General features: G+C 68.6%; 21 protein-coding genes and 2 pseudogenes. 11 read left to right on the top strand and 12 right to left on the bottom strand.

Annotated elements, in window-relative coordinates:
• Nucleotides 1–82: 82 nt before the first annotated feature.
• From ABIC28_RS22860 to ABIC28_RS22850, 3 genes are all read left to right on the top strand, one after another.
• Nucleotides 83–1,807: an Ig-like domain repeat protein gene (locus ABIC28_RS22860; RefSeq protein WP_354581025.1), complete on the top strand. Its 1,725-nt coding sequence runs from the start codon at nt 83–85 to the stop codon at nt 1,805–1,807.
• A 163-nt stretch (nt 1,808–1,970) separates the two neighbouring features.
• Nucleotides 1,971–3,464, top strand: coding sequence for a glycoside hydrolase family 5 protein (locus ABIC28_RS22855; protein ID WP_502945066.1), 1,494 nt, complete (start codon nt 1,971–1,973; stop codon nt 3,462–3,464).
• Between the two features lie 23 nt (nt 3,465–3,487).
• Nucleotides 3,488–5,440 carry a carbohydrate-binding protein gene (locus tag ABIC28_RS22850; protein WP_354581023.1) on the top strand — a complete coding sequence of 651 codons (1,953 nt, stop codon included), beginning with the start codon at nt 3,488–3,490 and terminating at the stop codon, nt 5,438–5,440.
• 138 nt (nt 5,441–5,578) lie between these two features.
• On the opposite strand, the pseudogene ABIC28_RS22845 reads toward ABIC28_RS22850, so the two are convergent.
• Both ABIC28_RS22845 and ABIC28_RS22840 read right to left on the bottom strand, forming a co-directional pair.
• Nucleotides 5,579–5,638: pseudogene (locus tag ABIC28_RS22845) on the bottom strand (hypothetical protein); the annotation flags it as partial.
• Nucleotides 5,614–6,329 (bottom strand): annotated as a pseudogene (locus ABIC28_RS22840) (AraC family transcriptional regulator). The pseudogenes ABIC28_RS22840 and ABIC28_RS22845, both read right to left, overlap by 25 nt.
• Before the next feature lie 352 nt (nt 6,330–6,681).
• Here ABIC28_RS22840 and ABIC28_RS22835 point away from each other — a divergent pair.
• From ABIC28_RS22835 to ABIC28_RS22825, 3 genes are all read left to right on the top strand, one after another.
• Nucleotides 6,682–8,034, top strand: a complete 1,353-nt coding sequence (locus tag ABIC28_RS22835) for an MFS transporter (protein WP_245221503.1) — start codon at nt 6,682–6,684, stop codon at nt 8,032–8,034.
• Nucleotides 8,035–8,132: 98 nt separating this feature from the next.
• Nucleotides 8,133–8,798, top strand: coding sequence for an MspA family porin (locus ABIC28_RS22830; protein ID WP_354581021.1), 666 nt, complete (start codon nt 8,133–8,135; stop codon nt 8,796–8,798).
• A 47-nt stretch (nt 8,799–8,845) separates the two neighbouring features.
• Nucleotides 8,846–9,520 carry an MspA family porin gene (locus ABIC28_RS22825; RefSeq protein ID WP_354581019.1) on the top strand — a complete coding sequence of 225 codons (675 nt, stop codon included), beginning with the start codon at nt 8,846–8,848 and terminating at the stop codon, nt 9,518–9,520.
• Between the two features lie 163 nt (nt 9,521–9,683).
• Here the strand turns inward: ABIC28_RS22825 and ABIC28_RS22820 are convergent, their stop codons facing one another.
• Together ABIC28_RS22820 and ABIC28_RS22815 are read right to left on the bottom strand one after the other, a co-directional pair.
• Nucleotides 9,684–12,038, bottom strand: coding sequence for an ATP-binding protein (locus ABIC28_RS22820; protein ID WP_209926745.1), 2,355 nt, complete (start codon nt 12,036–12,038; stop codon nt 9,684–9,686).
• A 151-nt stretch (nt 12,039–12,189) separates the two neighbouring features.
• The gene (locus ABIC28_RS22815) at nt 12,190–13,581 is read right to left on the bottom strand and encodes a glycine--tRNA ligase (protein ID WP_097211357.1); all 1,392 of its coding nucleotides are present in this window, start codon (nt 13,579–13,581) and stop codon (nt 12,190–12,192) included.
• Nucleotides 13,582–13,772: 191 nt separating this feature from the next.
• Between ABIC28_RS22815 and ABIC28_RS22810 the strand changes: the two genes are divergently transcribed.
• Together ABIC28_RS22810 and ABIC28_RS22805 are read left to right on the top strand one after the other, a co-directional pair.
• Complete coding sequence (locus ABIC28_RS22810; RefSeq protein ID WP_257017393.1) at nt 13,773–14,141, top strand: ArsR/SmtB family transcription factor; 369 nt, start codon at nt 13,773–13,775, stop codon at nt 14,139–14,141.
• A complete protein-coding gene (locus ABIC28_RS22805) occupies nt 14,138–14,557 on the top strand; it encodes a Fur family transcriptional regulator (protein WP_072753901.1) in 420 nt (139 codons plus the stop codon). The genes ABIC28_RS22810 and ABIC28_RS22805 overlap by 4 nt, the downstream gene beginning before the upstream one ends.
• Here ABIC28_RS22805 and ABIC28_RS22800 read toward each other — a convergent pair.
• Together ABIC28_RS22800 and ABIC28_RS22795 are read right to left on the bottom strand one after the other, a co-directional pair.
• Entirely contained in the window at nt 14,554–15,579 is a 1,026-nt protein-coding gene (locus ABIC28_RS22800) for a cation diffusion facilitator family transporter (RefSeq protein ID WP_269589222.1), read from the bottom strand. The genes ABIC28_RS22805 and ABIC28_RS22800 overlap by 4 nt on opposite strands.
• Nucleotides 15,576–15,995, bottom strand: coding sequence for an ArsR/SmtB family transcription factor (locus ABIC28_RS22795; protein WP_097211360.1), 420 nt, complete (start codon nt 15,993–15,995; stop codon nt 15,576–15,578). Before ABIC28_RS22795 ends, ABIC28_RS22800 begins: the two co-directional genes overlap by 4 nt.
• A 126-nt stretch (nt 15,996–16,121) precedes the next feature.
• Between ABIC28_RS22795 and ABIC28_RS22790 the strand changes: the two genes are divergently transcribed.
• A complete protein-coding gene (locus ABIC28_RS22790; protein ID WP_354581014.1) occupies nt 16,122–18,734 on the top strand; it encodes a hypothetical protein in 2,613 nt (870 codons plus the stop codon).
• A gap of 35 nt (nt 18,735–18,769) precedes the next feature.
• On the opposite strand, the gene ABIC28_RS22785 is transcribed toward ABIC28_RS22790, so the two are convergent.
• Genes ABIC28_RS22785 through ABIC28_RS22770 form a run of 4 tightly spaced genes read right to left on the bottom strand, consistent with a single transcriptional unit; the run spans nt 18,770 to nt 21,703 of the window.
• Nucleotides 18,770–19,174 (bottom strand): hypothetical protein, encoded by a 405-nt coding sequence (locus ABIC28_RS22785; protein ID WP_354581012.1) that lies wholly within the window; start codon nt 19,172–19,174, stop codon nt 18,770–18,772.
• Complete coding sequence (locus ABIC28_RS22780) at nt 19,171–19,977, bottom strand: isoprenyl transferase (protein WP_097211363.1); 807 nt, start codon at nt 19,975–19,977, stop codon at nt 19,171–19,173. Before ABIC28_RS22780 ends, ABIC28_RS22785 begins: the two co-directional genes overlap by 4 nt.
• Nucleotides 19,934–20,782, bottom strand: coding sequence for a DNA repair protein RecO (gene recO, locus ABIC28_RS22775; RefSeq protein ID WP_354581010.1), 849 nt, complete (start codon nt 20,780–20,782; stop codon nt 19,934–19,936). Before recO ends, ABIC28_RS22780 begins: the two co-directional genes overlap by 44 nt.
• 54 nt (nt 20,783–20,836) lie before the next feature.
• Nucleotides 20,837–21,703 (bottom strand): alpha/beta fold hydrolase, encoded by an 867-nt coding sequence (locus ABIC28_RS22770; RefSeq protein ID WP_354581008.1) that lies wholly within the window; start codon nt 21,701–21,703, stop codon nt 20,837–20,839.
• 140 nt (nt 21,704–21,843) lie between these two features.
• Between ABIC28_RS22770 and ABIC28_RS22765 the strand changes: the two genes are divergently transcribed.
• Nucleotides 21,844–23,247 carry an amidase gene (locus ABIC28_RS22765; protein WP_097211366.1) on the top strand — a complete coding sequence of 468 codons (1,404 nt, stop codon included), beginning with the start codon at nt 21,844–21,846 and terminating at the stop codon, nt 23,245–23,247.
• Between the two features lie 3 nt (nt 23,248–23,250).
• Nucleotides 23,251–23,811 carry a TetR/AcrR family transcriptional regulator gene (locus ABIC28_RS22760; protein WP_209926751.1) on the top strand — a complete coding sequence of 187 codons (561 nt, stop codon included), beginning with the start codon at nt 23,251–23,253 and terminating at the stop codon, nt 23,809–23,811.
• Between the two features lie 62 nt (nt 23,812–23,873).
• Here ABIC28_RS22760 and ABIC28_RS22755 read toward each other — a convergent pair whose 3' ends face one another.
• Together ABIC28_RS22755 and ABIC28_RS22750 are read right to left on the bottom strand one after the other, a co-directional pair.
• Nucleotides 23,874–24,566 (bottom strand): class I SAM-dependent methyltransferase, encoded by a 693-nt coding sequence (locus ABIC28_RS22755; RefSeq protein WP_269589219.1) that lies wholly within the window; start codon nt 24,564–24,566, stop codon nt 23,874–23,876.
• An 81-nt stretch (nt 24,567–24,647) separates the two neighbouring features.
• Nucleotides 24,648–25,691 (bottom strand): alpha/beta fold hydrolase, encoded by a 1,044-nt coding sequence (locus tag ABIC28_RS22750; protein ID WP_354581005.1) that lies wholly within the window; start codon nt 25,689–25,691, stop codon nt 24,648–24,650.
• Nucleotides 25,692–25,877 lie beyond the last annotated feature (186 nt).

The following is a 25,877-nucleotide window of genomic DNA, read 5'->3' as shown; positions in this document are numbered from 1 at the left end:
ACGGCCCCAAACCCCACACCCCAACGCTGCGACCTTGATGTCGATGACGACGGTCGCACTTCCAGCGACCGAAGGAACACCCATGACATCGCGAGAGATCACACGCGCCGTGGCCGCAGGCGCGGCAGCAACAGTGGCCATGAGCGCATTCGCCCTCCTCGGCGCAGGCGTTGCCAGCGCTGCCCCCGGGTCGATCACCTGGAATAGCGGAAGCTCCCGCTACATCCGCGACATCAGCAACACCACCCCCGCCGTCGGCGACACCATCACCGTCAAAACGAGATTCGAGCGCACCAGCTGGGTCGACGAGTACATCTACAACGTCAAAGACCGGCACCACTCCTGCCTGACCTACGTCCCCGGCTCCGCCAAAATGTCCGGCAGCAACGACTACCCCGTCGCCAACCCCGAGGTCAACGCCGACGAGGCCTACGTCCGCGCCTCCTGGGGCTCCACCGACTGGGTCGTCCGCAGCCGCCCCGGCTTCTGGGACGCCCCCACCTTCAGCGTCGCCTACACGGTCGGCGCGAACTGCCCCCGCGGCACCGCCCTGACCACCGGCATGGACTACGGCGGATCCCTCGGCAGCGGCAACTTCGGCACCCAGGGTCCATCGATCACCATCGGCAAGAGCAGCTCCACCACCACCCTCGCCGCCGTCACCGGCGCTCGCGTCGGCGTGCCGAGCACCCTGACCGCGAACGTCACCGGCGGCGCGGCGGGCGACACCATCGAATTCCGTGACGGCTCAACCCCGATCGGCACCGCCACCCTCGACGGCGCGGGCACCGCGACCCTCGCCTGGACCCCGACCACCGCCGGTGCACACAACCTCACGGCCCGCTTCCCCGACACGGCTTTCGCCACGGCCTCCGAGTCGTCGCCGATCACCGTGCAGGTCGCCGAGGCACCCGTGCCCTCCACCATCGCGATCGCACCGATCACCGATGGACAGGTCGGCCGCGCCACCACCATCACCGCCACCGTCAACCCGGCCGCAGCGGGCGGAACCGTCGAACTCCGTGACGGCGCAGCATCGCTCGCGACGTTGCCGGTCGGTGCCGACGGCAGGGTCACCTACCAGTGGGTGCCCGCCGCGGCAGGCGCACACTCCATCACCGCCACCTTCTCCGGCCGTGACAACGTGACCGGCTCCAACACCACCGCACAGGTGAACGTGGCCGAGGCACCCGTGCCGTCCACCGTCGTGCTCGCACCGATCACCGACGCACAGGTCGGCAAGGCGAGCACCATCACCGCCACCGTCACCCCGGCCACAGCGGGCGGCACCGTCGAACTCCGGGACGGCGACACCTCACTCGCCACCCTGCCCGTCGGCAACGACGGCACCATCCATCACGAATGGACCCCCGCCACCGGTGGCGCGCACACCCTCACCGCCACCTACTCCGGCCGCGACAACGTCACCGGCTCCACCACCACCGCACAGGTCACCGTTGCTGAGGCACCCGCCTCCAACACCGACTCGACCACCACGCTCAAACCGGTCAGCGGCGCCACAGTCGGCAAGGCCACCACGGTCACGGCGAAGGTCAACCCCGCCAACGCAGGCGGCACCGTCACGTTCAAGGAGGGCAGCACCGTCATCGGCACCGGCCAGGTCGGACCCGACGGAAGTGCCACTGTCACCTGGACTCCCGCCACCGCAGGCCAGCGCACCATCACCGCCGAGTACTCGGGTCACGGCACCGTGAACGCGTCGTCCGGCCAGCTGCCGGTTACCGTCGCGGCCGGCGGCGGAACGGGCGGCACCGGCAGCCTCGGCGGCTTCGGCTCCAGCAACTGACAACTGACAACTGACAACTGACAACTGACTGAAGGGTCTGTCCCCGGCCATCTCGGCCGGGGACAGACCCTTCGCTCAACCCGACCACAAGTACCTCGAATGAACCTACGATGCCGACCCATGCGTGCTTACATGGACGTTCGTCCAGAAGGAGGGTGACAACGTGCGGTCCAGCCGAGTCCCTACCCGTATCGTCACGCTGATCCTCCTCGTTGCCGCCACCGCGGCACAGCAGGTGTCAGCGAATGCCAGACCGGCGGACACCGGCGACTGGACGCTGCCCCGATTGACCGTGACGGACGGTGCCATCACCGATGTCACCGGGCGGACCGTCCTGCTGCGCGGGGCGAACGTCACCCAGCTCAACGACTACGCCAAGAACGACCCCGCGCTCCCGGCCACCGCCCGCCTCGAACCCGACGAGTTCGCCCGGATGGCAGCCCACGGCTTCAACGTCTCGCGGCTGACCATCGCGTGGTCGGCCCTCGAACCCACCCCCGGCGCCTTCGACACGGACTATGTGGCCCGGATCCGCGAAGCCGTGAAAGATGCCAAGGCGCAGGGCATCTACACCGTGCTGGACATGCACCAGGACGCCTGGGGCAAGGCCGTGGGCACGCCTCCGGGCGAGTCCTGCCCGTCGCCGCTCGAGGACGGCATCGGGTGGGACGGTGCCCCGGCCTGGGCCACCCTGACCGACGGCTGGAGCACCTGCACCCTCGGCGGGATGCGGGAGAGCTCCCCCGCCGTTGCCCGCTCGTTCCAGAACTTCTACGACGACGCCCAGGGCATCCAGGGTCACCTCGTCAACACCTGGGCTCGCTTGGCCGCCGAATTCAAGGACGAACCGGCGGTCGTCGGCTACGACCTGCTCAACGAGCCCAACCCCGGACTGCGGGACCCAATCACCGCCGCCGACCAGATCGGCCGGTTCTACCAGCGCGCGATCGCGGCGATCCGGCAGGCCGAGCAGGGTGGGTTCGCGCACCTGGTGTTCTTCGAGCCGAGCGCGGTCTGGTCCGCGCTGGGGGTCGACGCGCTGCCGCCGCCGCACTATCTCAATGATCCCCTCGTGGTGTTCGCGCCCCACCTCTACAGCGGCTCGATCAACGTCGACAACGACGTCCCCTCGATCGAGGACGGCTTCCGGCTGGCGCTCGACGCCGCCGCCAGGTATCGGGCACCGGTGTGGGCCGGTGAGTGGGCCTGGTTCGGCGACCCCGACGCCGACGTCGCGAAGGTCGATCGATTCGTCGATGCGATGAACGCACACCGGATCGGCGGCGCCTGGTGGTCCTGGACCCAGGCCTGCGGAGACCCGCACTTCATCCACGACGGCAACACCGCCGCCACCCACAAGACGATGGGCAACCTCAACCTGATCGACTGCCCCTCGGGCCGATCCGCAGGCATGGAGGAGAGATTCGCCCGCCCGCTCGCGCGCGCCTACCCGCGGGCCGCTCCCGGCACCCTCACGGAGGTGACCGCGACCGGGTTCGCCGGCACCGGCACCGGACGCCTCGAGGCCTGGTACCCCGGCACCGAACGCCCCGACCTCGACACCTCCGGAGTCTCCGATCTCGACCTGACCCAGATCGACGGCGGGTGGCGGCTGACCGGAACAACCACCGGTACCTATGGGGTGGCCCAGCGTTGAGACGAAACGAAAGGGGGCTGACAGTGAAGATTCAGCCGATCGTGAATCTGGCACTCTTGGCCGGAGCGTTGGCCGTGCCGAGCCCCGCTTCCGCTTCCGCTTCCGAGCCGCCGCCGCTCGCCTTCGTCAATCCGGGCTTTGAGCAGGACATGACCGGCTGGACGTTCACCGGCGGCACGGGCAACGGAACCAACCTGAAGCACAGCGGGGCCAAGAACGCGTACTTGGACGAGGGCACCGGATTCAGGATCAGCCAGACCGTCACGGTTCCCGCCGACGGGATGTTCGACCTGTCGGCCTGGATCGCCACCGGGGCGCCCGAAGGCACCTTCTCCGCGACGGTCAACGGGGTGCCGGCCGCCTCGGTGACCTTCGCTACTCAGCAGATCTTCGCTCGCTACACCCTTTCCAGGCTGTCTCTGCGCGCCGGCGACCGGGTCGAGATCGCCTTCGGCTCGTCACCGAACGGCTGGGTCAACATCGACGACATCACGGTGGCCCCGTCCGCCCCGAACGATCCGCGGATCGACTCGTCCGACGCCAGGCTCACCGAGATGTTCAACTGGGCCAAGGCCAAGGCCAACAGCTGGGTCCAGCAGCCGGGCCAGATCGGCGCGATCAACGCCGACGAGAACAACAGCTTCGGCACCTCCGCCGCGCCCTACGCGAACACCTACTGGGCCGGCTACCCGTACCGGTCGGGCTTCTACTCCCGCGACTTCGTCCACCAGTTGGCCGGCGCCCACCTGCTCGGTCTGGACGCCGCCAACAAGACGATGCTGAAGGCCTTCGCCGCCTCGGCCACCGCTGCGAACAAATACGATCCTGTCTGGTCGATCAACTTCGACGCCAAGACCTACCTGAGCGCCGATTACCGCGACCCCGGTTCCTACGTGCGGGAGCTGCCCGCCCCCTTCGAACTGGCCCAAAAACTCTATGAGGCCTACCGCCAGACCGGCGATACCGACTACCTGACCGACCCGACGCTGAGCGACTACGCCGGGAACACCGTCACCGAATTCGTCGAGCAGCACCCCGGCCCGCGGGGCCACGGCGACGTGAAGATCGCCCAGGCGACGAGCAGCGACATCTTCGCCGGTACCGCGAGCTACAACGAGGGCGGCTGGGACCATTTCGCCGAGGCCGGGGACTCCATCGGTTCGCAGTACCAGGCCTACCTGGCGGCGGCCGGGCTGGCTTCCGCCAAGGGCGACACCGCAGGCGCCCAGATCTTCACCGACGCCGCGCAGGCGCTGAAGAACTACTACAACACCACCTGGAGCATCGACCCCGCCAAACCCGGCGAGGTGGTGCGCGCCTATCAGACCTACGGCGGCCCGATCACCGGTTGGGGCAAGGAGAACAGCTGGTTCATGCCGCTCAAGGGCATCATGGAACCCGGTCAGCGCCGCGACTCTTACCTCTCCTTCATCGACTCCCAGGCCTCCGGCAGCGGCGCGCCCGCCAATGTCGAGGCCGAGACGTACCTGCCGGAAACCTTCTTCGCCAACAGCGCCGACGCCACCGCCTGGAAATGGATGCAGAACGTCTACAACAAGATCGGCGATGTCCACTCCACCGGCAAGCTGGTCAACGGCGACTACCCCGAAGTCGCCTTCACCCTGGTCAGTCAAACCGTCAACGGTCTGCTCGGCGTCCGGCCCGACGCCCCGAACAGTGCCGTGACCACCACCTCCCACCTCCCGGCCGACATCGGCTGGCTGGAGGTCGCCTCGATCCCACTCGGCAAGTCGACCTTCACCCTCCGCCACGACGCCTTGACCAAATCGGCCTTGACCAACACCGGGGCCACCCCCCTCAGCTGGACCGCACAGTTCCCCGGCGCGCACTCCGCGCTCACGGTGAACGGCGCAACCCAGAAGGCCGAGACCGAGGTCGTCGACGGCAGCACCGTCAGCTACGCCACCGTCACGGTCGCCCCCGACGCCACGACCACCGTCGAGGTGTCCGCCTGAAACGCGCGGCCGAGCGCCGTGCGCCTGATTCGCACTGTTGAGCGCTTCCCTCCCCGTTGGGAAGGCTTCGAGTTGTCGCGCAGCCCATTTCGTCGGACTCAGGCCGAAATGTTGACGGAACCAGCGCGAGAATGCGCTCAGATCTGAGAATCCGAGTTCGCCTGCGATGTCGGTCAGGTTCCTATCACCGCGCGTGATGTACCGGCGCGCGAGGTCTGCGCGCACCGAATCGAGAACGGACGAGTTGCGCGCGCGATACGGGCCGCGGTGCAGCTTCCGCCGGGGAGGAGGGCTTCGATGATGCCGCGGACTCGTCCGACGACGGAGGCATCCTCCGGTGGCGCGAGCAGATCCAGGTACTGCCGTGCGTAGGGCTTGAACATCGGGTCCGACAGCGGGTTGATTGAGTCCAGATCGCTCGAGTAGAGCACGAGGCCGTTGAAGTCTTGTTCGAACGCGATGTCCGTCCCGAACGCGCGGTGGTGGACTTCGAGTGTTGGCGGTGCGTCGTGGACGAAGCACGTGGACAGTGGTCGCCAGTCCTCCGGGAGGAAGGCGCTGAGGATCCGGGCCAACGATGCGATGACCAGTTCGATGGACTGGCGACCGAGTGTCATCCCTGGCGCGGGCTCGATGTGCAGGGAGGCAAGTCCGTTCAATTCGACGAGCCGAATGCGAATCGCCTCGTTGTGTACCCGCATGTGGCGCAGATGAGCGCGATCGCGCTCCGGACGTCGGGCTCTTCCCTGGCGGCCAAACCCACGGCTCCGAGAATCGACACGCTCCGTCCGTCCGCCATCTTGACCGCGAAGTCCGCGCATGACGTTTCCCGAGCAGTGCGCTCCAACAGCTCATCGACTGCCTTTGCCGGAAGCCATGTGTTCGGCATGGCCAGGGCGGGCGGGTCGATGCCCACGGCACGCATGAGCGGATCGGGGTCCGAGCCGAAGGATTGGGTCAGCCCGATGTAGCCGGTCAGAGCCGAACTCCGCACCTTCAGCACCGTCATCGATCCCCTGTCCCAAACTGCCAAGGAATGCGTCCCAATAGGTCAAATGATCTTGACCCAACTCGCATAGTGTGACCCGAGTCACCGCAGTTGCCGAATCAGTCCGCACGGTCACTTTCGGTGGGCAATCCCTAGTTCGCAAAGCCCGGCAGGTCCTGACGCACGTCTGCGACCAGGCCAATCAGAGACGCGTCGCCCCAACGCGCCTCGAAGAACAGGAGCACGCATGACAATGGAGTCCCGAGCGCCCACGCCATCCCGAGAACCCGTCGGCGCGGCCGCCCACTCGAACGTCTTTCCGTGGGTGGTCTTCGCCCTGATCTTCGGTCTGATGATGTCGGACTACATGTCCCGCCAGGTTCTCAGCTCGGTCTTCCCTGTACTGAAATCCGAGTGGCACCTGTCGGACTCGCAGCTCGCAGCTCTGACCAGCGTCGTCGCCCTGATGGTCGGTGTGCTGGCACTGCCGATGTCGCTTCTGGCCGACCGTTGGGGTCGGGTCCGCAGCGTGGTCCTGATGGCCGTCATGTGGAGTGTCGCGACCGTCCTGTGCGCCGCGGCAGTCAATTACACGCAGCTACTCGGCGCACGATTCCTGCTCGGGTTCGGCGAGGCCGCCTACGCGAGCGTAGGAATGGCCGTCATGCTGGGCGTCTTCGCCCCACGCCTGCACGCCTCCCTCAGCGGCTCCATCCTCGGCGCAGCGTTCTTCGGCTCGGTCGTCGGTGTCGCACTCGGCGGCGTCCTCGCGGATCGACTCGGGTGGCGAGGGGCGTTCCTGATCATGGCGGCCTTCGGTCTGTGTCTGATCGTTCTGTTCCGGATCCTCGTCACCGAGCATCAACTGGCGCGCCACGCCACCGAGCAGCCGGCCTCCGGCACCCACGCTTCCGTGAGTGGACGCGCACCCATCTCAAGCCTGTTCACGAACGCCTCCCTGACGTGCGCCTATGTCGGTGCAGGACTGCAGTTTTTCGTCGCGGGCGTGCTCCTTGCCTGGCTCCCCAGCTACTTCAATCGCTACCACGACATGTCGGCCACCGACGCCGGCCTGGCGGCAGCGGTCTTCGTGCTCTTGATCGGCGCAGGAACTGTGCTCTGCGGCATCGCTGCCGACCGCATCGGACGCCGACGGCCCGAACAAAGGTGGAGCGCCGCGATCGCGTACGGCCTCATCGCGATGGTGTCCCTGATGATCGGTTTCCAACTCGCCAGCGGCCCGATCCAGCTGATGTTCCTCGGCCTCGGAGCCTTCTTCTGCTCCGGATTCTCCGGTGCCACAACGGCGGTCGTCGCCAGCCTGTCCCACCCGTCCATCCGGGCCTCGGCCTTCGGAGTGGGCACGCTCGCGAACAACGTCTTCGGACTGGCGCTGGGCCCGTTCGTCGTCGGGTTGCTATCGGACCGGCTGGGTCTACTCGGTGCGCTTCAGTGGGTTCCACTGGCGTCTGTCGTGTCGATCCTCGTCATGGGCCTCGGCATGAGGCTCTATCCCGCCGGTCTCCGCAAGCTTGCCTCATCGGAGTTGAGGAATCCCGACGAGGTCCCGGCGGCCCCGACCGACACGCTCGCGTCCCCGGCATAAATCCCACGCTCTCGGAGCCCGCCGTTGTCCGGAGCGTCGAGCCGGCTCGTTGGAACCATCCAGAACCCACACAAAATCCAGATCTGTAAAGGAAATCCATGAATACTCTCAACAAGAATCGGCGCCGTGGCGCCCGCATCGCAGGCATCGGCGCCGCGGCACTGGCGATCGGCCTGATGTCGACGGGTGCGGCCCACGCCGACACCTTCGTGCCGCTGCCCGACGGACAGAAGGCCGGACCGGGAGCGGTCGTCTCCCGCACCGGCGAAAGCGCCCTGATCTCCCCATCACTCGCAGCGAACGGTGCCGGCCGCACCGCCTGGGTCTCGGGCACCGTCACCGCGGACGTCACCGGCATCACCAAGGAAGGCGAAGCCGGACCCTTCAACGCAGCCGCGAACACCCCCGGCACCAACAACTCCTCCACACACGGGATCTCACGCATCAACACCGGCTACATCGTCGGCTGCCAGGTCGACATCACCGGCCTCGGCGGCTCCATCGGCGCAGGCATCGACCTCTCCGGCCCCTCCATCTCGGGGTCGCTGACCGTCCCGGTCTCCGCAGGCCAGGTCAAGTTCGTCAGCGTCGCGGGCAAGGACATCAAGAAGAACGGCAAGTACGCCGTCCAATACCAGGACACCCAGCTCGAGATCCAGAACTGCGGCGGCTTCGCACAGGCCCGCTCCTACACCGTGGTCGAGATCGTCGGAAACGACTACTCCAAGACCACCCTGTACGGCCAGCCCTTCAGCATCGGCTGACCCAGCCCACCCCCGAACCTGAAACCTGAACCCTCAAAGGGGAATTCATGAACACCAGCAAGAACGGCCTGCGTCGCAGGCTGCAGACCGCCGCTGTCGGTGCCACCGCCGCGATCGCCCTCGGCTTCCTGTCCGCGGGCGCGGCCAACGCCGATACCCTCGTCCCGCTGCCCGACGGCACGATCACCGAGACCCTCGTCGACGGCACCGTCGTCACCATCACCCGCACCGGCGAATCCGCCACCATCTCCCCGTCCATGGGCGCGACCCCGCTGCACCGCAACGTCTGGGTCTCCGGCAGCGCCAAGGTCGAGGTCTCCGGCGGCGGCGCAGGCACCATCCAGCCCGGCTACATCGTCGCCTGCCAGCTCACCCTCGGCGGCAAAACCGGCACCGACGGAGGCATGAGCACCACCTGGGCCGACCCCGACGGCGCCGCCAAGCAGACCGCCAAGGGCGCGGGCAACGTCTCCATCGGACCCGGCCAGGCCGTGGACTACAAGATCCTCGATCTCGAACTCGCCGACGCCTTCGGCGCCGAACAACACCGCGCCGCAAACCCCTACAAAGGCAAGGGCAGCGTCACCTGGGCCGACTCCACCCTCGGCGTCAGCGGCTGCGCCGGCTACGCCCAGGCCCGCTCCTACGTCAAGGTCACCGTCAACACCGCCAACGTCACCAGCAACGTCACCCTCTGGGGCCAGCCCTTCAGCATCGGCTGACCCCACCCAAGAACGCACCCGGACCACTCGGCCGCGCCCCTCACGCGACCGAACCCGGACGCTGAAGAACCGCAGGCGTGCGGTCCGGAACGCCCCCTCCCGGACCGCACGCCTGCGTGGTCTCCGACGGAACTGATCCACATTCGGGTGACGAGGGCCTGGGCTACCGGTGATTCTCGGCGACCCAGGCCACGATCTGAGTTCGGGAGGTGAACCCGAGCTTGGCCAGGATGTGTTCTACATGGCCCTGGACGGTGCGGGGTGAGAGGACCAGCATCGAGGCGATCACCTTGTTCGGATGGCCTGCCGCGACCAGTTGTGCCACCTCGGTTTCTCGCGGGGTCAACACGGGGGCGACCGGTGTCGTCCGGGGCTGGTCGGCGGGGCGGTCCCCGAGTGCGTACGCGACGGATTCTTCGAGGCTCATGGCGGCACCGGTGCGGAATGCCTCAGTGTAGGAGCGCTTTCCGAGCGCATCACGGGCCTGTTGCACGCATTCGTCGTGGTTCCCGAGCATGTACGGAAGGGGCACCGCGGCGGTGCCCACCCTCTGCGAGAGCGTCTCGGCGGCGCCCATCAGGACGGCCGCTCGAGTCGGCTTGTCTTCGCGTATCGCGATCCAGGCCATCGACTCCAGGCACCAGCCCGTCATGAGCGGGTCGTTGACCTGCCGGTTCAGTCGCATTGCCTGTTCCATCATGGTTGTTGCCCGGTCGATGTCGCCGGTCCGTAGCGCCGTCAATCCGAGGGCCCATGACGAGTACGCACGGAAGTAGGACTCACCGCGCGGGGTGGTGATCGCCAGCGTCTGCTCGTAACAGGCGACGGCCGTCTCCTCGTCCCCCAGAAGCCCGCTCGCGAGTGCCAGGCCCAGGAGGGCGCCCAGCTGTCGAGCGATTCGGAGCCCGGTTCGACCCGGGCCGGACCCGGCCGCGAAGTGCGCACCCGCGCTGGCGAGGGCGGCCTGGAATGGTTCGTATGCCGCGGCGAGGTCGCCCCTGAACATTGCCAGGTAACCCCTGGCGTAGTTCGCTGTCTCGAGCGACTCCGCGTCCCCCAGCTGCTCCGCGAGCGCGCAGCACTGCTGCGCCCGTGTCGTCGCGTCGCCGAGTTGACCCTGCATCCCCGCCAACACCCCGTCGTCGAACAAGGTCGACAGTCGTTCCGCCGCCTGCGCGGTATCGGAGGTCGACAGGGAAATGTCCATCCAATGCCGGGCTTCCGCCAACAGGCCCCGGCACGTCCAGAACAGAAACAGGGCATTGACGATGCGCACATTGACATCTGGATCGGTGCCGATCACCGGCTCGGTCATGCTGAATGCCAGTGCTTCCCGCAGGTTCGACTGTTCCCGGTCGAGTCGAGCGATCCAATCGGTCTGGTGGGGGCCGATCCACTCGGTAGCCGCCTGCGCTACCAGCCGTTCGTACCACCCGAGGTGCTGCCGCTGCGCCCGGGACAAGTCGCCGGATTCACTCAGCTTCTCTCGGCCGTAGTCGCGGATGGTCTCGGCCATGCCGAAGCGCACGACGTCCCCACACTCCTCACGGACCAGGATCGACTTGTCCACCAGCGACGCCACCGCGTCCAGCAGGTCCCCGGACGATTGTTCCTCGGGGCAGATACCCTCGGCCGCATCGAGTTCGAAACCACCGACGAAGACCGACAACCACGACCACAGCTCCTGCTCCCGCGCCGTGCACAACTCGAAACTCCAGTCCACACACGACCGCAACGTCTGCAGACGGGTCGGCGCGGATCGGGAACCAACGGTGAGCAGCTGGTACTGGTCGGTCAGGCGTTGCAGGATCTGCTCGGCAGACATCATCCGCAGCCGCACCGCCGCCAGCTCGATGGCCAACGGAAGTCCGTCCACCCTGCTGCAGATCCCGGCCACCGCAGCGCAATTGGTCTCGGTGAGCGCGAACTCGGGCAGGGCGGCGGCGGCCCGCGTGACGAACAGCGCCACCGCCTCGTACTGGGGCATGGCCTCGAGCGGCGGGGTCCGCTGCGCGTCCGGAACGGTCAGCGGCGGCACCCGCAGCACCCGCTCTCCGTGCACCCCGAGGAGCTCTCGGCTCGTGGTCAGGATGCGCAGCTCCGGACACGATCGCAGCAGTGCCTGCGCGAAATCCGCGACTGCCCCGAGCAGATGCTCGCAGTTGTCCAGGACCAACAAGGTCTGCCGGGTGGACAGATGATGGACCAGCAGACGGGACTCCGAACTTCCCGGCCGATCCGGTAGCCCGAGCGCCGCGGCGACCGCCTCAGGCAGCAACGCAGGATCGTGCAGGTCGCCGAGCGCGACAAACCAGACCCCGTCGGTGAACGACCGCCGCGAGTCCGCGGCGACCCGCACCGCCAGCCTGGTCTTGCCGACCCCGCCGATGCCGGCCAACGTCACCAACCGTGAGGTACCCAGCAACCGCCTCGCCTCGGCGATCTCCCGGCGCCGACCGACGAAACTGGTCAATTCCAGCGGCAGGTTCCCGAGCCTGCCCTTCACGGAGGTCGTCATGGAACGTCCCGTCGTGGTCTCGTGTGATCGAAACTACCCCTGGCAAATTATGGCAGGCCGATCGTGGACCAGCGAGAACGGCGAAGGGGCTGTCCCCGGCCGCTCGGCCGGGGACAGCCCCTTCATCAGAAAACTAGGTCACCGAAGAAGACTAGGCGCCGATCAGTCGCTGGGCCAGGTAGCCCTCGACCTTGTCGAGCGAGACCCGCTCCTGCTCCATGGTGTCGCGCTCGCGGATCGTCACCGCATGGTCGTCGAGGGTGTCGAAGTCGACCGTGATGCAGAACGGGGTGCCGATCTCGTCCTGGCGACGGTAACGGCGGCCGATGGCGCCTGCATCGTCGAACTCGACGTTCCAGTTCTTGCGCAGCAGCGCCGCGAGATCCTTGGCCTTGGGGGTGAGGTCGGCGTTGCGGCTGAGCGGCAGCACGGCGGCCTTGACCGGGGCCAGGCGACGGTCAAGGCGCAGTACGGTGCGCTTGTCGACGCCGCCCTTGGCGTTGGGCGCCTCGTCCTCGGAGTAGGCGTCGACCAGGAAGGCCATCAGCGAGCGGGTCAGGCCTGCTGCCGGCTCGATGACGTACGGGGTGTACCGCTCGCCGCTGGCCTGGTCGAAGTAGTTCAGGTCGGTGCCCGAGTGCTCCGAGTGGGTCTTGAGATCGAAGTCGGTGCGGTTGGCGACGCCCTCGAGCTCGCCCCACTCGCTGCCCTGGAACCGGAAGCGGTACTCGATGTCGACGGTGCGGGTCGAGTAATGCGAGAGCTTGTCGGCCGGGTGCTCGTACAGACGCAGGTTCTCCGGGTCGATGCCGAGGTCGGTGTACCAGGCGAGCCGGGTGTCGATCCAGTACTGGTGCCACTCCGCATCCTCGCCCGGCTTGACGAAGAACTCCATCTCCATCTGCTCGAACTCGCGGGTGCGGAAGATGAAGTTGCCGGGCGTGATCTCGTTGCGGAAGCTCTTGCCGATCTGGGCGATACCGAACGGCGGCTTTTTGCGCGAGGTGGTGAGCACATTGGCGAAGTTGACGAAGATGCCCTGCGCGGTCTCGGGCCGCAGGTAGTGCAGCCCCTCCTCGGTCTCGATGGGGCCGAGGTGCGTCTTGAGCATCATGTTGAAGTCGCGCGGCTCGGTCCACTGGCCGACGGTGCCGCAGTCCGGGCACACGATGAGGTCCATGGACACGTCGTCCGGATTGTCGAGGCCCTTCTTCTCCGCGAAGGCCTCCTGCAGGTGGTCTTGGCGGTGCCGCTTGTGACAGTTCAGGCACTCGACGAGCGGGTCGTTGAAGACCCCGACGTGGCCGGATGCGACCCACACCTCGCGCGGGAGGATCACCGAGGAGTCGAGGCCGACGACGTCGTCGCGGCTGGTGACAATGTTGCGCCACCACTGCCTCTTGATGTTCTCCTTCAGCTCGACGCCGAGCGGCCCGTAGTCCCAGGCAGACTTGGTACCGCCGTAGATCTCACCGCAGGGGTAGACGAGCCCCCTGCGCTTCGCGAGGTTGGCGACGGTCTCGATCATGGACTTGGGTGCCACTTGGGGAGCTCTCCATCTGGGTAATAGATGCTGCGGTCACGTGCGGTTTTCTGCGCCCCAGCCTATCTGCCCCGTCGGGCCGACCGAAATCTCCCCATTTGACATGCGCATCCATGCATATCAAAATGGAATCGATTTGCAATAAGGCGAGCGGGGCCCGCCGCGGGATCCGACGAGGAGGTGGGTGCGGGGTGAGCATCAGCGATGCCGACGATCTCCACGCCGTCGAACACGTTCCGTCCGGCTCCAGGCCGCCGGCCGCCCTGCCGAGCAAGGACACGCTGAGCGCGGCGGGCGACATCCTGCGCGCCCTGGCCGCCCCAGTGCGGATCGCGATCGTGCTGCAGCTGCGCGACGCGGAGCGCTGCGTGCACGAACTCGTCGAGGCGCTCGGCGTCACCCAGCCGTTGATAAGCCAACACCTGCGGGTGCTCAAGTCGGCGGGCGTCGTGCGCGGCGAACGCAACGGCCGCGAGGTGTTCTACCGCCTCGTCGACGACCACCTGGCCCACATCGTGATCGACGCCGTCGCCCACGCCGAGGAAGGACCGAGACCGTGACCGAGAAGAACGACAGGCGTAACCCCGTCGTGGTCGGCGTGCGGGCCACCAAGCAGCGCAGCGCGATCTCCGCACTCCTCGACGAGATCGACGAGTTCCGCTCCGCGCAGGACCTGCACGACGAGCTGCGCAAGCGCGGCGAGGGCATCGGCCTGACAACGGTCTACCGGACGCTGCAGACCCTCGCCGACGCCGGCACCGTCGACGTCCTGCGCACCGACACCGGCGAGTCGGTGTACCGCCGCTGCTCCTCCGGCCATCACCACCACCTGGTGTGCCGGTCGTGCGGGTTCACCGTCGAGGTCGAGGGCCCGACTGTCGAGCAGTGGTCGCAGTCCATCGCCGACGAGAACGGCTTCACCGACGTCAGCCACACCGTCGAGATCTTCGGTACCTGCCGCAACTGCTCCGCCTAGCGCCCGCTCGATTCCGCGCCTGTCGCTCGGGACACCCGCGTCAGCGGGTGCGCGGGATAGGCGTGCACCAGGGCGGTCGAGACCTTCGGGACCGCTTGGGTGAGTGCGTGTTCGGCTCGATGGGCGATCCGGTGCGCGTCCTCGAGACTGGTACCGGCGTCGATGTCGAGTTCGGCGTCGGCGTGTAGCCGGTGACCGATCCACCGCATCTTCAGGCTCCGGACCCCCGCCACCCCCGGCTCGGCGGCGAGCGCACGCTCGCAGGCATCGACCAGATCCGGATCGACCCCGTCCATCAACCGACGGAACACCTCGCGCGCGGCGCTGATGAGCACGATCAGGATCGCGGCTGTGATGAGCAGGCCCACGATGGGGTCGGCCAACGGGAATCCGAGGGCGACGCCTCCCGCGCCGAACAGCACTGCGAGCGAGGTGAATCCGTCCGTGCGTGCATGCAGGCCGTCCGCGACCAGGGCGGCGGATCCGATCTGCCTGCCGACCCGGATCCGGTAGAGCGCGACGAGCTCGTTGCCGATGAATCCGACCAGCCCGGCCGCAGCCACCCATGCGAGGTGCTCGATCGGCACCGGATCGAGCAGCCGACGCACGGCCTCGTACCCCGCGATCAGCGCGGACAGCGCGATCATGGCGAGCACGAACAGGCCTGCCAGGTCCTCGGCGCGGCCGAACCCGTACGTGTAGCGGCGGGTCGCGGCACGCCTGCCCAGCGCGAACGCGATCCACAGCGGGACGGCGGTCAGCGCGTCAGAGAAGTTGTGGATGGTGTCGGCCAACAGCGCCACCGACCCCGAGACCGCGACGATCGACAGCTGGACGAGTGCGGTGACACCCAGCACGACCAGGCTGACCTTGACCGCCCGGATGCCTATCGCGCTCGATTCGAGCGCGTCGTCCACGTTGCCGGCCGCGTCGTGGCGGTGCGGGACGAACACCTCCCGCACGGCGGAGCGAAAGCCGCCACGGTGCGCGTGCACGTGACCCTCCTGGTGTTCGTGCGTCATGCTGGGCCGCCGATCTCGCCGACCGCCGCCTCCCCCGCGGCATCGGCGTGCAGGACCCGCAACCCGCTGTCGGTGCGGTGATGTCCGGGTATGCCAGGACCGGCGTGCTCGGCGTTGAACACCGCGTCGGTCACCAGCTGGCGCACGTGGTCGTTCTCGAGCCGATAGAACACCGTCGTGCCCTCGCGGCGCGTCCGCACCAGCCGCGCCATCCGCAGCTTCGCCAGGTGCTGCGACACCGACGGCGCCGGCTTGCCGACGTGCGCCGCCAGCTCGTTGACCGAGCATTCCCGATCGACCAGGGCCCACAACACGTGCACACGGGTGGCGTCAGCCAGCATCCGGAACACCTCCACGACGAGGTCGACCTGGTCGTCCTGCAGCCGCCGCCGGCAATATGCATTATCTGCATTCATACGTAGATATTACGCCCGTCGATCCCCGAAAGCGGCGCCCCGGCGTCAGCGGACATTCGCGACGCACAACTCCGCTGCGCTCCTGGGGCATATAGATTTTGGGGACATCCCGGGAAGGATCGAAGAATGGTTCGTGATGTCGTGCGCCGTGCGCGCGAGCTGCTCGAGGTAGGTGATCAGGAGCAGGCGCACGCGATCCTGGCTCTGGCGCTGGATGCGCAGGGACGTGCCGCCGAGGACCTGGACGCAGTAGCCGTGGCCGAGGCGACGGGGATGCTCCTCCGATTGGAAGCCCCGTCCGAACCACGCGATGCCCTCGAGCGACGCATCGCGAGGATGACCGAGCTCACGGACGGCTTCGATGCCGACACCGTCCGGGAGGCCCGCGCGCTCGCCGAGCTCGAGGCGATCGAGTGGATCCACCGGCACGAGCTCGATGACGCGATCGTGCTGGTCGATGTGCTGCGAGCGGCGGAGTCGTTCGCAGCACGTCACATCGGGGACGATCAACCGCTCGGTGTGCGGCAGGCCCGAGCGGAGGCAATGCTCACCGCCGAGATCCTGCGGCGGCACCTGGGACGAGATCGCCATCGGGTGGCGGTCGGCCTCGAGACGCTGGCGCTCACGCTCACCGCGGAATCCGACGAGCGGTTGCGTCATCTGCGCATCAATGCGCTCTATCGGGCGGCACAGATCCGCTACGACATCGGAGATGACCCGGAGTCCGCGATCGCGCTGATGCACCGCGTGATCGCCGAGGCCGAGCCACTCCCCTCGGCGCGGGCGCTCCTGCACGCCGCATCGCTCTGCCTGGTCGACGACGAGATCAGCCGGGGATTGCCTGCGGCGGTGGCGATTACCCACGGCCTGCGTGCTCTCGATGTGCCCGTCGCCGATCCCGGCTTCGAGGCGGCCGCCGAACAGGCCCGGCATCTCGACCAGGTGCTGGAGCGGCTTCCCGACACCGAGCGCGACCTTGCCGCCGTGGAACACTCGACCGCACTGGTGGACCGCTATGCCGCCTGTGCCGCCGAGGACGCGCGTGAGGCGGTCCTGTGGTGGGTGCTCGGGGGTGTTCCCGAGGACGCAGGCGCGGTGACGACGGTGGATCGACAGATCCTCGCCCACGCCGACCGCGCGTTCGGCACCGATACCAGCCCGGTCACGGCGGGGGCACGGGCGCGCGTGGCATCACGACTCGCCGAGGTGACCGCGCATCTCGGCGACCCCGAGATGGCCGTGCAGCTCTACGAACGGCTCGAAGCGCGATTCCCCGGGCACGAGACCGACGAGCGTCTTGTTGTGCCGCTCGCCCTGGCGATGGTCGACCGAGCGCTTCGACTCGCCGACATCGGCCGCCGTGGCGATGCCCTCGAGGTGCTGAAGCAGGTGCCGCACCGGTACGCCAGGGCCGCCGGCGTGCCCGGCGTCGCGGCCGCGATCGCCCAATCGATGTACTGGCGGGGACGCCTCCTGCGGGAAGCAGGCGAACTGGCCGAATCTCGCGGTGTCATCCGCGACACCGTGAATCGCTCGGCCCACGACGCCGACGCCGACGTCCGCCTGTGGGCGGCCAACTCACTCTTCTCCGTGTGGCAGTCACCCGGGCTCGATCCGACCGAGATCGATGATGCGCTGCACCGCTTTGCGGATCTGTTTGCCGCCGATCCAGACGTGCGCATCCGCCGCCTGGACGCCCGGCGCCGCCTCACTCAGTCGACACGCGCGGCAGAACGAGGCGAACGCGAGTTGGCGGCGACCCTGCTGCGGGGCCTGGTCACGAACCACGCGGACAGCGGCGACCCGGACACCCGCGACACCGTCGACCTCGCGACCGAGAATCAACGGATCCTCGCGATCTCCTCCCCCACCGATGCGGCCCCCGCCTCGGCGGGAGAGGCCCGCTACCGCGATCTTCGCGAACGGCTGTACGAGGCCGACAGACTGGTCGACGAGGGGCGACGCGCGGACGCCGAAACGCTGCTCGCGGCGGTTGCGGCCGACACCGGTGCGGACCCCGACGAGAACATCGTCATGCTCGGGCTCGCGGCGCTGGACGTGCTCGGAGGTCTGTTGGTCGACGCCGGGCGGTGGGAGGAACTCGTCGCCGTCGCACGCGGTGCCGCCCTGCGCCGCCCCGGCCTCGACACCCGCGCACGGCGGGTACACGCGCGTGGCCACCTGAGGCTCGGCATCGCGCTCGCCCGACTCGGCGAGGAGCGTGCCGCGATCGAGGCCTACGAGGCGCTCGGACGGCTCGCCGACGGATCGACCGACGGCGACATCGTGAGCGCCCGCGAAGTGGCCGCCTACAACCGCGCCGTTCTGATCGACGATCTGGGCGACCCGGTCGCCGCGATCACCGCCTACGACCACGTCCTCGCAGTCCACGACCTGTCCGTCGACTCCGCGGAACGCCGGCTCCGCCGTGTCAAGACACTGCGCAACAAGGCGCTGCTCCTGACCGGTCTCGGCCGCCTGCACGAGACGAGCAACGCCCACCGGATGATCCTGGACATCGCGGGTGCCTTCCCCGATCCCGAGGTCGCCGAGCGAGCCCGCAAGTCCGCCTTCGACCTGGCGGCCTGCTACTCGCGGCTCGGCCAGCATCGGGCGGCTTCGGACCTCTACACCTGGATGCGCTCCGTCCGCCATCTCGGTTTCACCCGTGACGAACTCAAGAGCATCGCACGCTCCGCCAAGAACGCGGCCCGTGAATCCAAGCGCGCACATCGGTGACGTGTGGATCCCGATCGCGCACCTGAGCGCGGCGGCTAGGGCAGCAACCCCTGCCTACCCTGATCCGCGCCCGAGAGCACCAGCAGCAGCATCGTGGTGAGTGCCTCGTCCTCGAGCCCGGCGGCCGGGAAGGTGTAGCGCAGGATCACGTCGGCCAGCTTGTCGCGGGTGATCACCGTGATCGACCCGAACTGCATCATCGAGTTCTTCTCGGCGACCTTCTTGTGCAGCGCGGGCTTGACCGGACGGTCCCAGGCCAACACGGCGGTCACCGACAGCACGTCGAGCCCGGGCGCGAGGTTCACCGCCCGCAGCGAGCACAGCGCCCCCGCGTACTCGAAACCCAATGACCCGTCGTCGGATTCGCGCACCTCCACGAAATGCGCGAGCGCGTCACGGGCGCGGACCTGCAGCTGCTCGGCGGTCCCGGCGTCCGTCACTTCACTCCTCCGAACCTTCGGTCGCGCGACGCATACTCGACGCACGCGGCCCACAGGTCGCGGCGGTCGAAGTCCGGAAACAGCTTCTCCTGGAACACCATCTCCGCATAGGCGGACTGCCAGATCAGGAAGTTCGACGTGCGCAGCTCACCCGAAGGTCGCAGGAACAGGTCCACGTCCGGCATGTCGGGCTCGTCGAGATACTTCGCGACGGTCGCCTCGGTCACCTTCTCCGGGTTCAGCTCGCCCGCCGCCACCCGACGCGCGATCTCCCGTGCCGCGTCGGCGATCTCGGCGCGGCCGCCGTAGTTCACGCACATCGTCAGGGTCATCGTGGTGTTGTGCTTGGTCAGCTCCTCGGCGACCTCGAGCTCCTTGATGACGCTGGCCCACAGCCTCGGCCTGCGCCCCGCCCAGCGCACCCGCACACCCATCTCGTGCATCTCGTCGCGCCGACGCCGGATCACGTCCCGGTTGAAGCCCATCAGGAACTTCACCTCCTCGGGACTGCGCTTCCAGTTCTCGGTGGAGAACGCGTACGCCGAGAGCCACTTCACGCCGATCTCGATGCAGCCCTCGAGGGTGTCCATCAGCACCGCCTCGCCGCGCTCGTGACCCGCGGTGCGCGGCAGGCCCCGCTCCTGGGCCCAGCGGCCGTTGCCGTCCATCACCAACGCGACGTGCCGCGGGATCAGCTCGGGCTGCAGGATCGGCGCCCTGGCGCCGGAGGGGTGGGGGGCCGGGGGCCGGATCACGCGGTTAGGCGGAGCTTGCGGTTCGCGTCGTCGAATCACGGTCACCATCCTGCCCGACCGGACGGGGTGGCCCCGCCACCGCCCGCGGATCCGCGGTATCCACCTCGGCCGCGGTGTGCGGGCGTGAGCGCTCGATCAACGGCAGGGTGCGCAGCTGACGCTCGAGGTGCCACTGCAGGTGCGCGGCGACCAGCCCGCTGGCCTGCGCGCGGACCGCGGCCGTGACGGTCTCGGTGTTCGCCCACTCGCCGCGCGCGAGCGCGTCCATCAGGTCGAGCACGCCAGGGGAGGGTGTCGCCGAGCCAGGCGGTCGGCAGTGCACGCAGACCGCCCCGCCCGCGGCCACGTGGAAGGCCCGATGCGGGCCGGGTGCTGCGCACCGCGCGCACTCCTCCAGCGCGGGCGCCCAGCCGGCGAAACCCATGGCCCGCAACAGGAACGCGTCGAGGATCAGCTCGGGTGGCCTGGCCTGCTCCCCCACCGCGCGCAATGCGCCGACGGTGAGCTGGTGCAGCCGCAGGGCCGGGGCCCGCTCCTCGCCCGCGAGCCGTTCCGCGGTCTCGAGCACCGCGCAGGCGGTGGTGTACCGGCCGTAGTCGTCGACGATGTCCCCGGCGAAGGCATCCAGGGTCTGCACCTGGGTGACGATGTCGAGGTTGCGGCCGGGGTAGAGCTGCACGTCGATGTGCGCGAACGGCTCCAGCCGGGCACCGAACTTGGACTTGGTGCGGCGCACACCCTTGGCCACCGCCCGCACCAGCCCGTGCTGGCGGGTCAGCAGGGTGACGATGCGGTCGGCCTCGCCCAGCTTGTGCTGGCGCAACACCACCGCGTGGTCCCGGTACAACCTCACCAGGAAAGTGTCCCACGATGCGGGGACAATCCCGGACCGCCCGCGCTCACCCGGTCAGCCCAGGCGTTGCCCGATCAGCTCGGCGAGCCGGTCCGGCGCCTCGAGCTGCGGCCAGTGCCCGATGCCGGGTAGCACGGTCACCGCGGTGTCGGGGCGCAGCTCGAGCAACCGCGCGGTCATCTCCGGGACGGCGATGGGGTCGCACTCGCCCCAGATCAGCGCCAACGGCTCCGGGTACTCCACCAGCCCCGCCGTCCACCGATCCTGATGCGCCCGGCGCTCGAGAATGTAGCGGTTCTGGCGGGGCAGCAGCCGCCCGCCGCCGTTGCGCTCGATGGCCTCGATCAGGGCGTCGATGGCGCCGGCCGGAGCGGGCGCGCGCGGCGAGAAGCTGCGGTCGATCGCGCGGGCCAGCAGCCAATGCGGGGGTGAGAAGGGCAGCGCCCGCGCGGGCAGGCGCAGCATCGCGCGCTGGCCGGACGTCAGCTGCGCGAGGTCGATGAAGATCGAGCCGTTGGTCAGGATGACCTGCTCGGGAACGAACCCGAGGACACCGAGATTGTGGCGGTACATCAGCTCGGCCACCACGGTGTCCCCCATGTCGTGGGCGATCAGCACGCAGCGGCCGATACCCAACCGGCCGAGCACGGCCTCCACCAGGTCCGCCTGCTCGAACAGCGAGTAGCGGGCCGAGGTCGGCTTGTCGGACAGCCCGAACCCCAGCAGGTCGAGCAGCACCACCCGCCGACCGGATCCGAGCCGCTCCGCCACCTCGGCGAAGTCGTGCGACGAGCCGGGAAACCCGTGCACCATCACGAGCGGAGCGCCGGTGCCCTCCCCTATCTCGACGACGAAGATCCGGTTCCCGTCGACCTCGAGGTGGCGCCCACGCCGTTCCCAGGCCCTCAAGTCACCGCTCATGACTCCTCCGATGTTCGCGCTGGGCCCAAAGCTACTCACCCGGCACCGAATCCGGACGCGAAAACCTGGCGGCCGACACCGGCCGGAGGTACTGTTCGTTCGAACGAACAGTCATCGGGAGGCACGGAGTGAGCACGCACATGGAAGAGACCAGGGAACTCGGACTCGAGGAGACCGCACAGTCCCTGGCGACCGGCGCCTCCACCTCCGTCGACCGGGTTCGCCGCAGCCTGGACGCCATCGACGCCAGCCAGCCGGGCCTCAACGCCTTCCGGGTGGTTCGCCGCGAGGCCGCGCTCGCGGAGGCGGCCGAGGCCGACCGTCGGCTGGCCGCGGGCGAGCGCCTGCCGCTGCTCGGCGTGCCGATCGCGGTCAAGGACGACGTCGATATCACCGGCGAACCGACGGCCTTCGGCTGCCCGGGCGAGTTCCCCGCCAAGACCGCGGACTCCGAGGTCGTGCGGCGACTGCGCGCCGCGGGCGCCGTCATCGTCGGCAAGACCAACAGCCCCGAGCTCGGCCAGTGGCCGTTCACCGGGGGCAGCTTCGGGCACACCAGGAACCCGTGGGCGCGCGAGCGGACCCCCGGCGGGTCCTCCGGCGGCAGCGCGGCCGCGGTCGCCGCCGGGCTGGTACCGGCCGCGCTCGGCTCGGACGGCGCGGGTTCGGTCAGGATCCCGGCGTCGTGGACCAACCTGGTCGGCATCAAGCCGCAGCGTGGACGGATCTCCACCTGGCCCGAGCCCGAGGCCTTCTACGGCATCACCGTCATGGGGCCGCTCGCCCGCACGGTGGCGGACGCGGCGCTCCTGCTCGACCTGGTCTCCGGCAGCCACGAGGGCGACATGCACCAGCCCCCGCCGGTGACCGTGCGCGATGCCGTTGACCGCGAGCCCGGCCGGCTGCGGATCGCGCTGTCGCTGAAGATTCCCTACACGGCCACGCCAAGGACCCTGCACCCCGAGGTCAAGGAGGCGATCGGTGCCACCGCGCACGCGCTGCGCCGCCTCGGCCACGAGGTGACCGTCGCGGACCCCGCCTACGGGCTGCTGCTGGGCACGAATTTCCTGCCGCGGTCGATGGCAGGGCTGGAGCAGTGGCGCTCGCGGGTGCCGGACCCGACGCTGCTCGACCCGCGCACCCTGTCCAACGCGCGCACCGGCAGGCTACTGGGGGGCCTGCCGTTGCGTGCGTCGCGCGCCGCCGAGCCGCGCATGCGCAGGCGGATCGGCACCATCTTCAACGACTTCGACGTCATCCTGGCCCCGACCACCGCCACCCCGCCGCCGCCGGTGGACGCGATCGACGGCATCGGGCACTTCGAGACGGACAAGGTGATCACCGCCGCCTGCCCGTACACCTGGCCGTGGAACATCCTGGGCTGGCCGAGCGTGAACGTGCCCGCCGGCTTCACCCCGGACGGCCTGCCGCTCGGCGTGCAGCTGATGGGTCACGACAACACCGAACCGCTGCTGGTCTCGCTCGCGGCCCAGCTCGAACGTGAACTACGTTGGGACCGTGAACGTCCCGAACAGTGGTGGTGACCGGTGAGCGAGACCCCGGTTCGTGAGCGGATCCTCGCCGCGGTCCTGCACATCATCGGCACCGACGGCATCGCCGCCGTCACCAACCGCAGGATCGCGGCGCAGGCCGAGGTCTCGCTCGGCTCGATCACCTACCACTTCCCCAGCCAGACTGACCTTTTGCGCGACGCCCTGCTCGGCTTCGTCACCGCCGAGACCGCCCGGCTGACCGACCTGGCCGAGCAGTACCGGGACACCGGCTTGAGCGTGCAGGACGCCGCCTCGCTCACCGAGCAGGTGGTGCGGGACCTGGCGTTCGACGCGGAGCGGATGGCGCCGTTCGAGCTGTACATCCAGGCCGGCCGCGACCCGGAGCTGCAAGCGGCAGCCGACGAGTGCTTCGCGGCGTACGACACGCTCACCGTGACCATCCTCGAGGCGCTTGGCGTGCCCGACGCCGCGGCGATCGCGCCGACCCTGGTCGCGACCATCACCGGCCTGCAGCTGCGCCGGCTGGCGACCGGCGGCGCGGGCACCGACGTCTCGACCGCGATCCTGCTGCTGGTCGGCGGGGCTCAGCCATGAACGGGGCCCGGCTACCGGCCGCCCGAGATGGAGCAGTCGACTGGCCGGTCCGATCGACCGTGTTACTCCATCGCCAGCTTGCCGAGCCTGGTGGCGCGTCCCAACACGAGCGGACGGACGATCGGCGGCATGCCGCGCCACACAGCATCGTCGGCTGCGATCGTGAAGCCGCTGTCGCGCATCAGGTCCGCGGTCGCGCGGTTGCAGCGGCAGCCGCCCGCAAAGTGTCGCCACGGATCGAGCAGAAGATCCTGGCACGCCGCGAGGAACCGCGAGCTCGCACGCACATGTTCGATGAACAACAACTGCCCATCCGGGCGGAGCACGCGCGCGATCTCGCGGAGCGCGAGTTCGGGGTCGTCGACGGTGCAGAGGACGAGCGTCGAGACGACGGTGTCCACCGACGCATCGGCGAGCGGTAGACGCTCGGCAGGCGCGTCGACGATCCGCGCGATGGGCGCATGCCGCTGCAGGCGACGCGCAAGTCTTCGGCGCATCCCCGGTTCGGGCTCGGCGAGCACGAGCTCGGCGATCCCGTCGGGATAGTGCGCGATGTTCAGCCCGGTCCCGGCGCCGATCTCGACGACGCGACCGTGGGCGCCGCCCAGGAGCGAGCTCCGCCGGCGGCGCATGCCTGCGATCTCGCCCAGCCAGAGAAACGGGTCGTACGCCAGCGCGAAGATCCGCAGCCACGCCGCTGATGGGGGGCTCGCCTGGAGTTCGTTGCTTGATTCGATGCTTACGTTCTCGGTCATGCGGTCAAACGTACGAGCGACCGCTTGTTGCGCACATCGCTCAGTTCGGCCATCTCCTGCAGATGGCCCATTCCGGCCATCTCACAGGAGTCCGAGACGCGCGGCCTCCGCGACGGCGGCCGTCCGTGAGGTGCGGCCCAGCTTGCGGCGGATATTCGCAACGTGGCGGTGAACGGTATGCGGGCTCAGCACGAGCTGCTCTGCGATCTCACGGTCGCCGAGACCGCGAGCGACGCAGGCGAGGATCTCACGCTCACGGCTGGACAGCAGGACCGATTCCGGCTCGCTCGCACGGTGCGACGACGGCTGCACCGGTGCCAGCGTCTGGTGGCACGCGCGGACCACGGAATCGGTGTCATCGTGCCAGGGGAAGTGCGCGCTTCCCGGCAGCGGGACGAAGGTCGCGCCCGGAATGGCGGCCGCGACCTCGCGCCCGAGCCGGAACGGTACCGCGCGGTCGCCACGACGATGCACAACCAACGCCGGCTGGCGGACGAGAGGGAGGTGTGCGCGTACGTCGAGGTGATAGGCCAGATCCAACAATGCGGCAGCGGTTTCGGCGGTCGCCGCCTCCCGCTGCAACCGCGCAAAGAGTTCGTGCTCCGCAGGGTCGGCGCCACCGAGGAAGATGTCACCGAGCAGACGCGAGCCGAGGCCCCAGTGCGCGCGCACCGTCGCCAAGATCGCATCCCCCACGCCCGGTGCTGTCAGCGCCGCACCGTTGGGGTACGACCCGTACAGCACCAGGTGCTCGACGCGCTCCGGAAACGCTGCGGCAAACGCGATGGCGGTGCAGCTCCCAGATGAGCCGCCGATGAGCGACACACGCTCGAGCTCGAGCTCATCCAGAAGCGCGCACAACGTCGCAACTTCCCCATCGAGGCTCAGGTCCGAATCGTGCAAGGTGCGGTCCGACAAGCCGACGCCGAGCCGGTCGTAGCGGATCAGCGTGTAGCCAGCTGCGACTCCCTCCCAGAATCGCCGAAAACCCACACCCTGCCAGTCGAGCTCGAGGTGACTCACCCACCACGCCGGAGCCACGAGTGGTGGACCATCCCCGCGAATCTCGTACGCAACGCGGCGGGCGCCGAGGGGGAGGAACCGGATCTCGGACTTCTCCAGCATGGCACGAGCCTACGACCCGGGGCGATCATCTCCACGGGATCCGTTGTCACCCGGCAACTGCTCGCCCTCGCCTGGTGGGACTGGCCGGCGCAGCCGCCTAGATGTACTGCCCAGGCAGGTTGGTTGAGGGATTGCGACGACACGCTGTGACTGGTCGTTGAACAGGGAAGGTCTCCTGTCGTGAAG

Origin of the sequence: Rhodococcus sp. PvR044 (assembly GCF_040548995.1) — a bacterium.
Lineage (GTDB): Bacteria > Actinomycetota > Actinomycetes > Mycobacteriales > Mycobacteriaceae > Rhodococcus_G > Rhodococcus_G oryzae.
The sequence above is the reverse complement of the archived record's forward strand: the minus strand, read 5'-3'. Positions and strand labels throughout refer to the sequence as shown.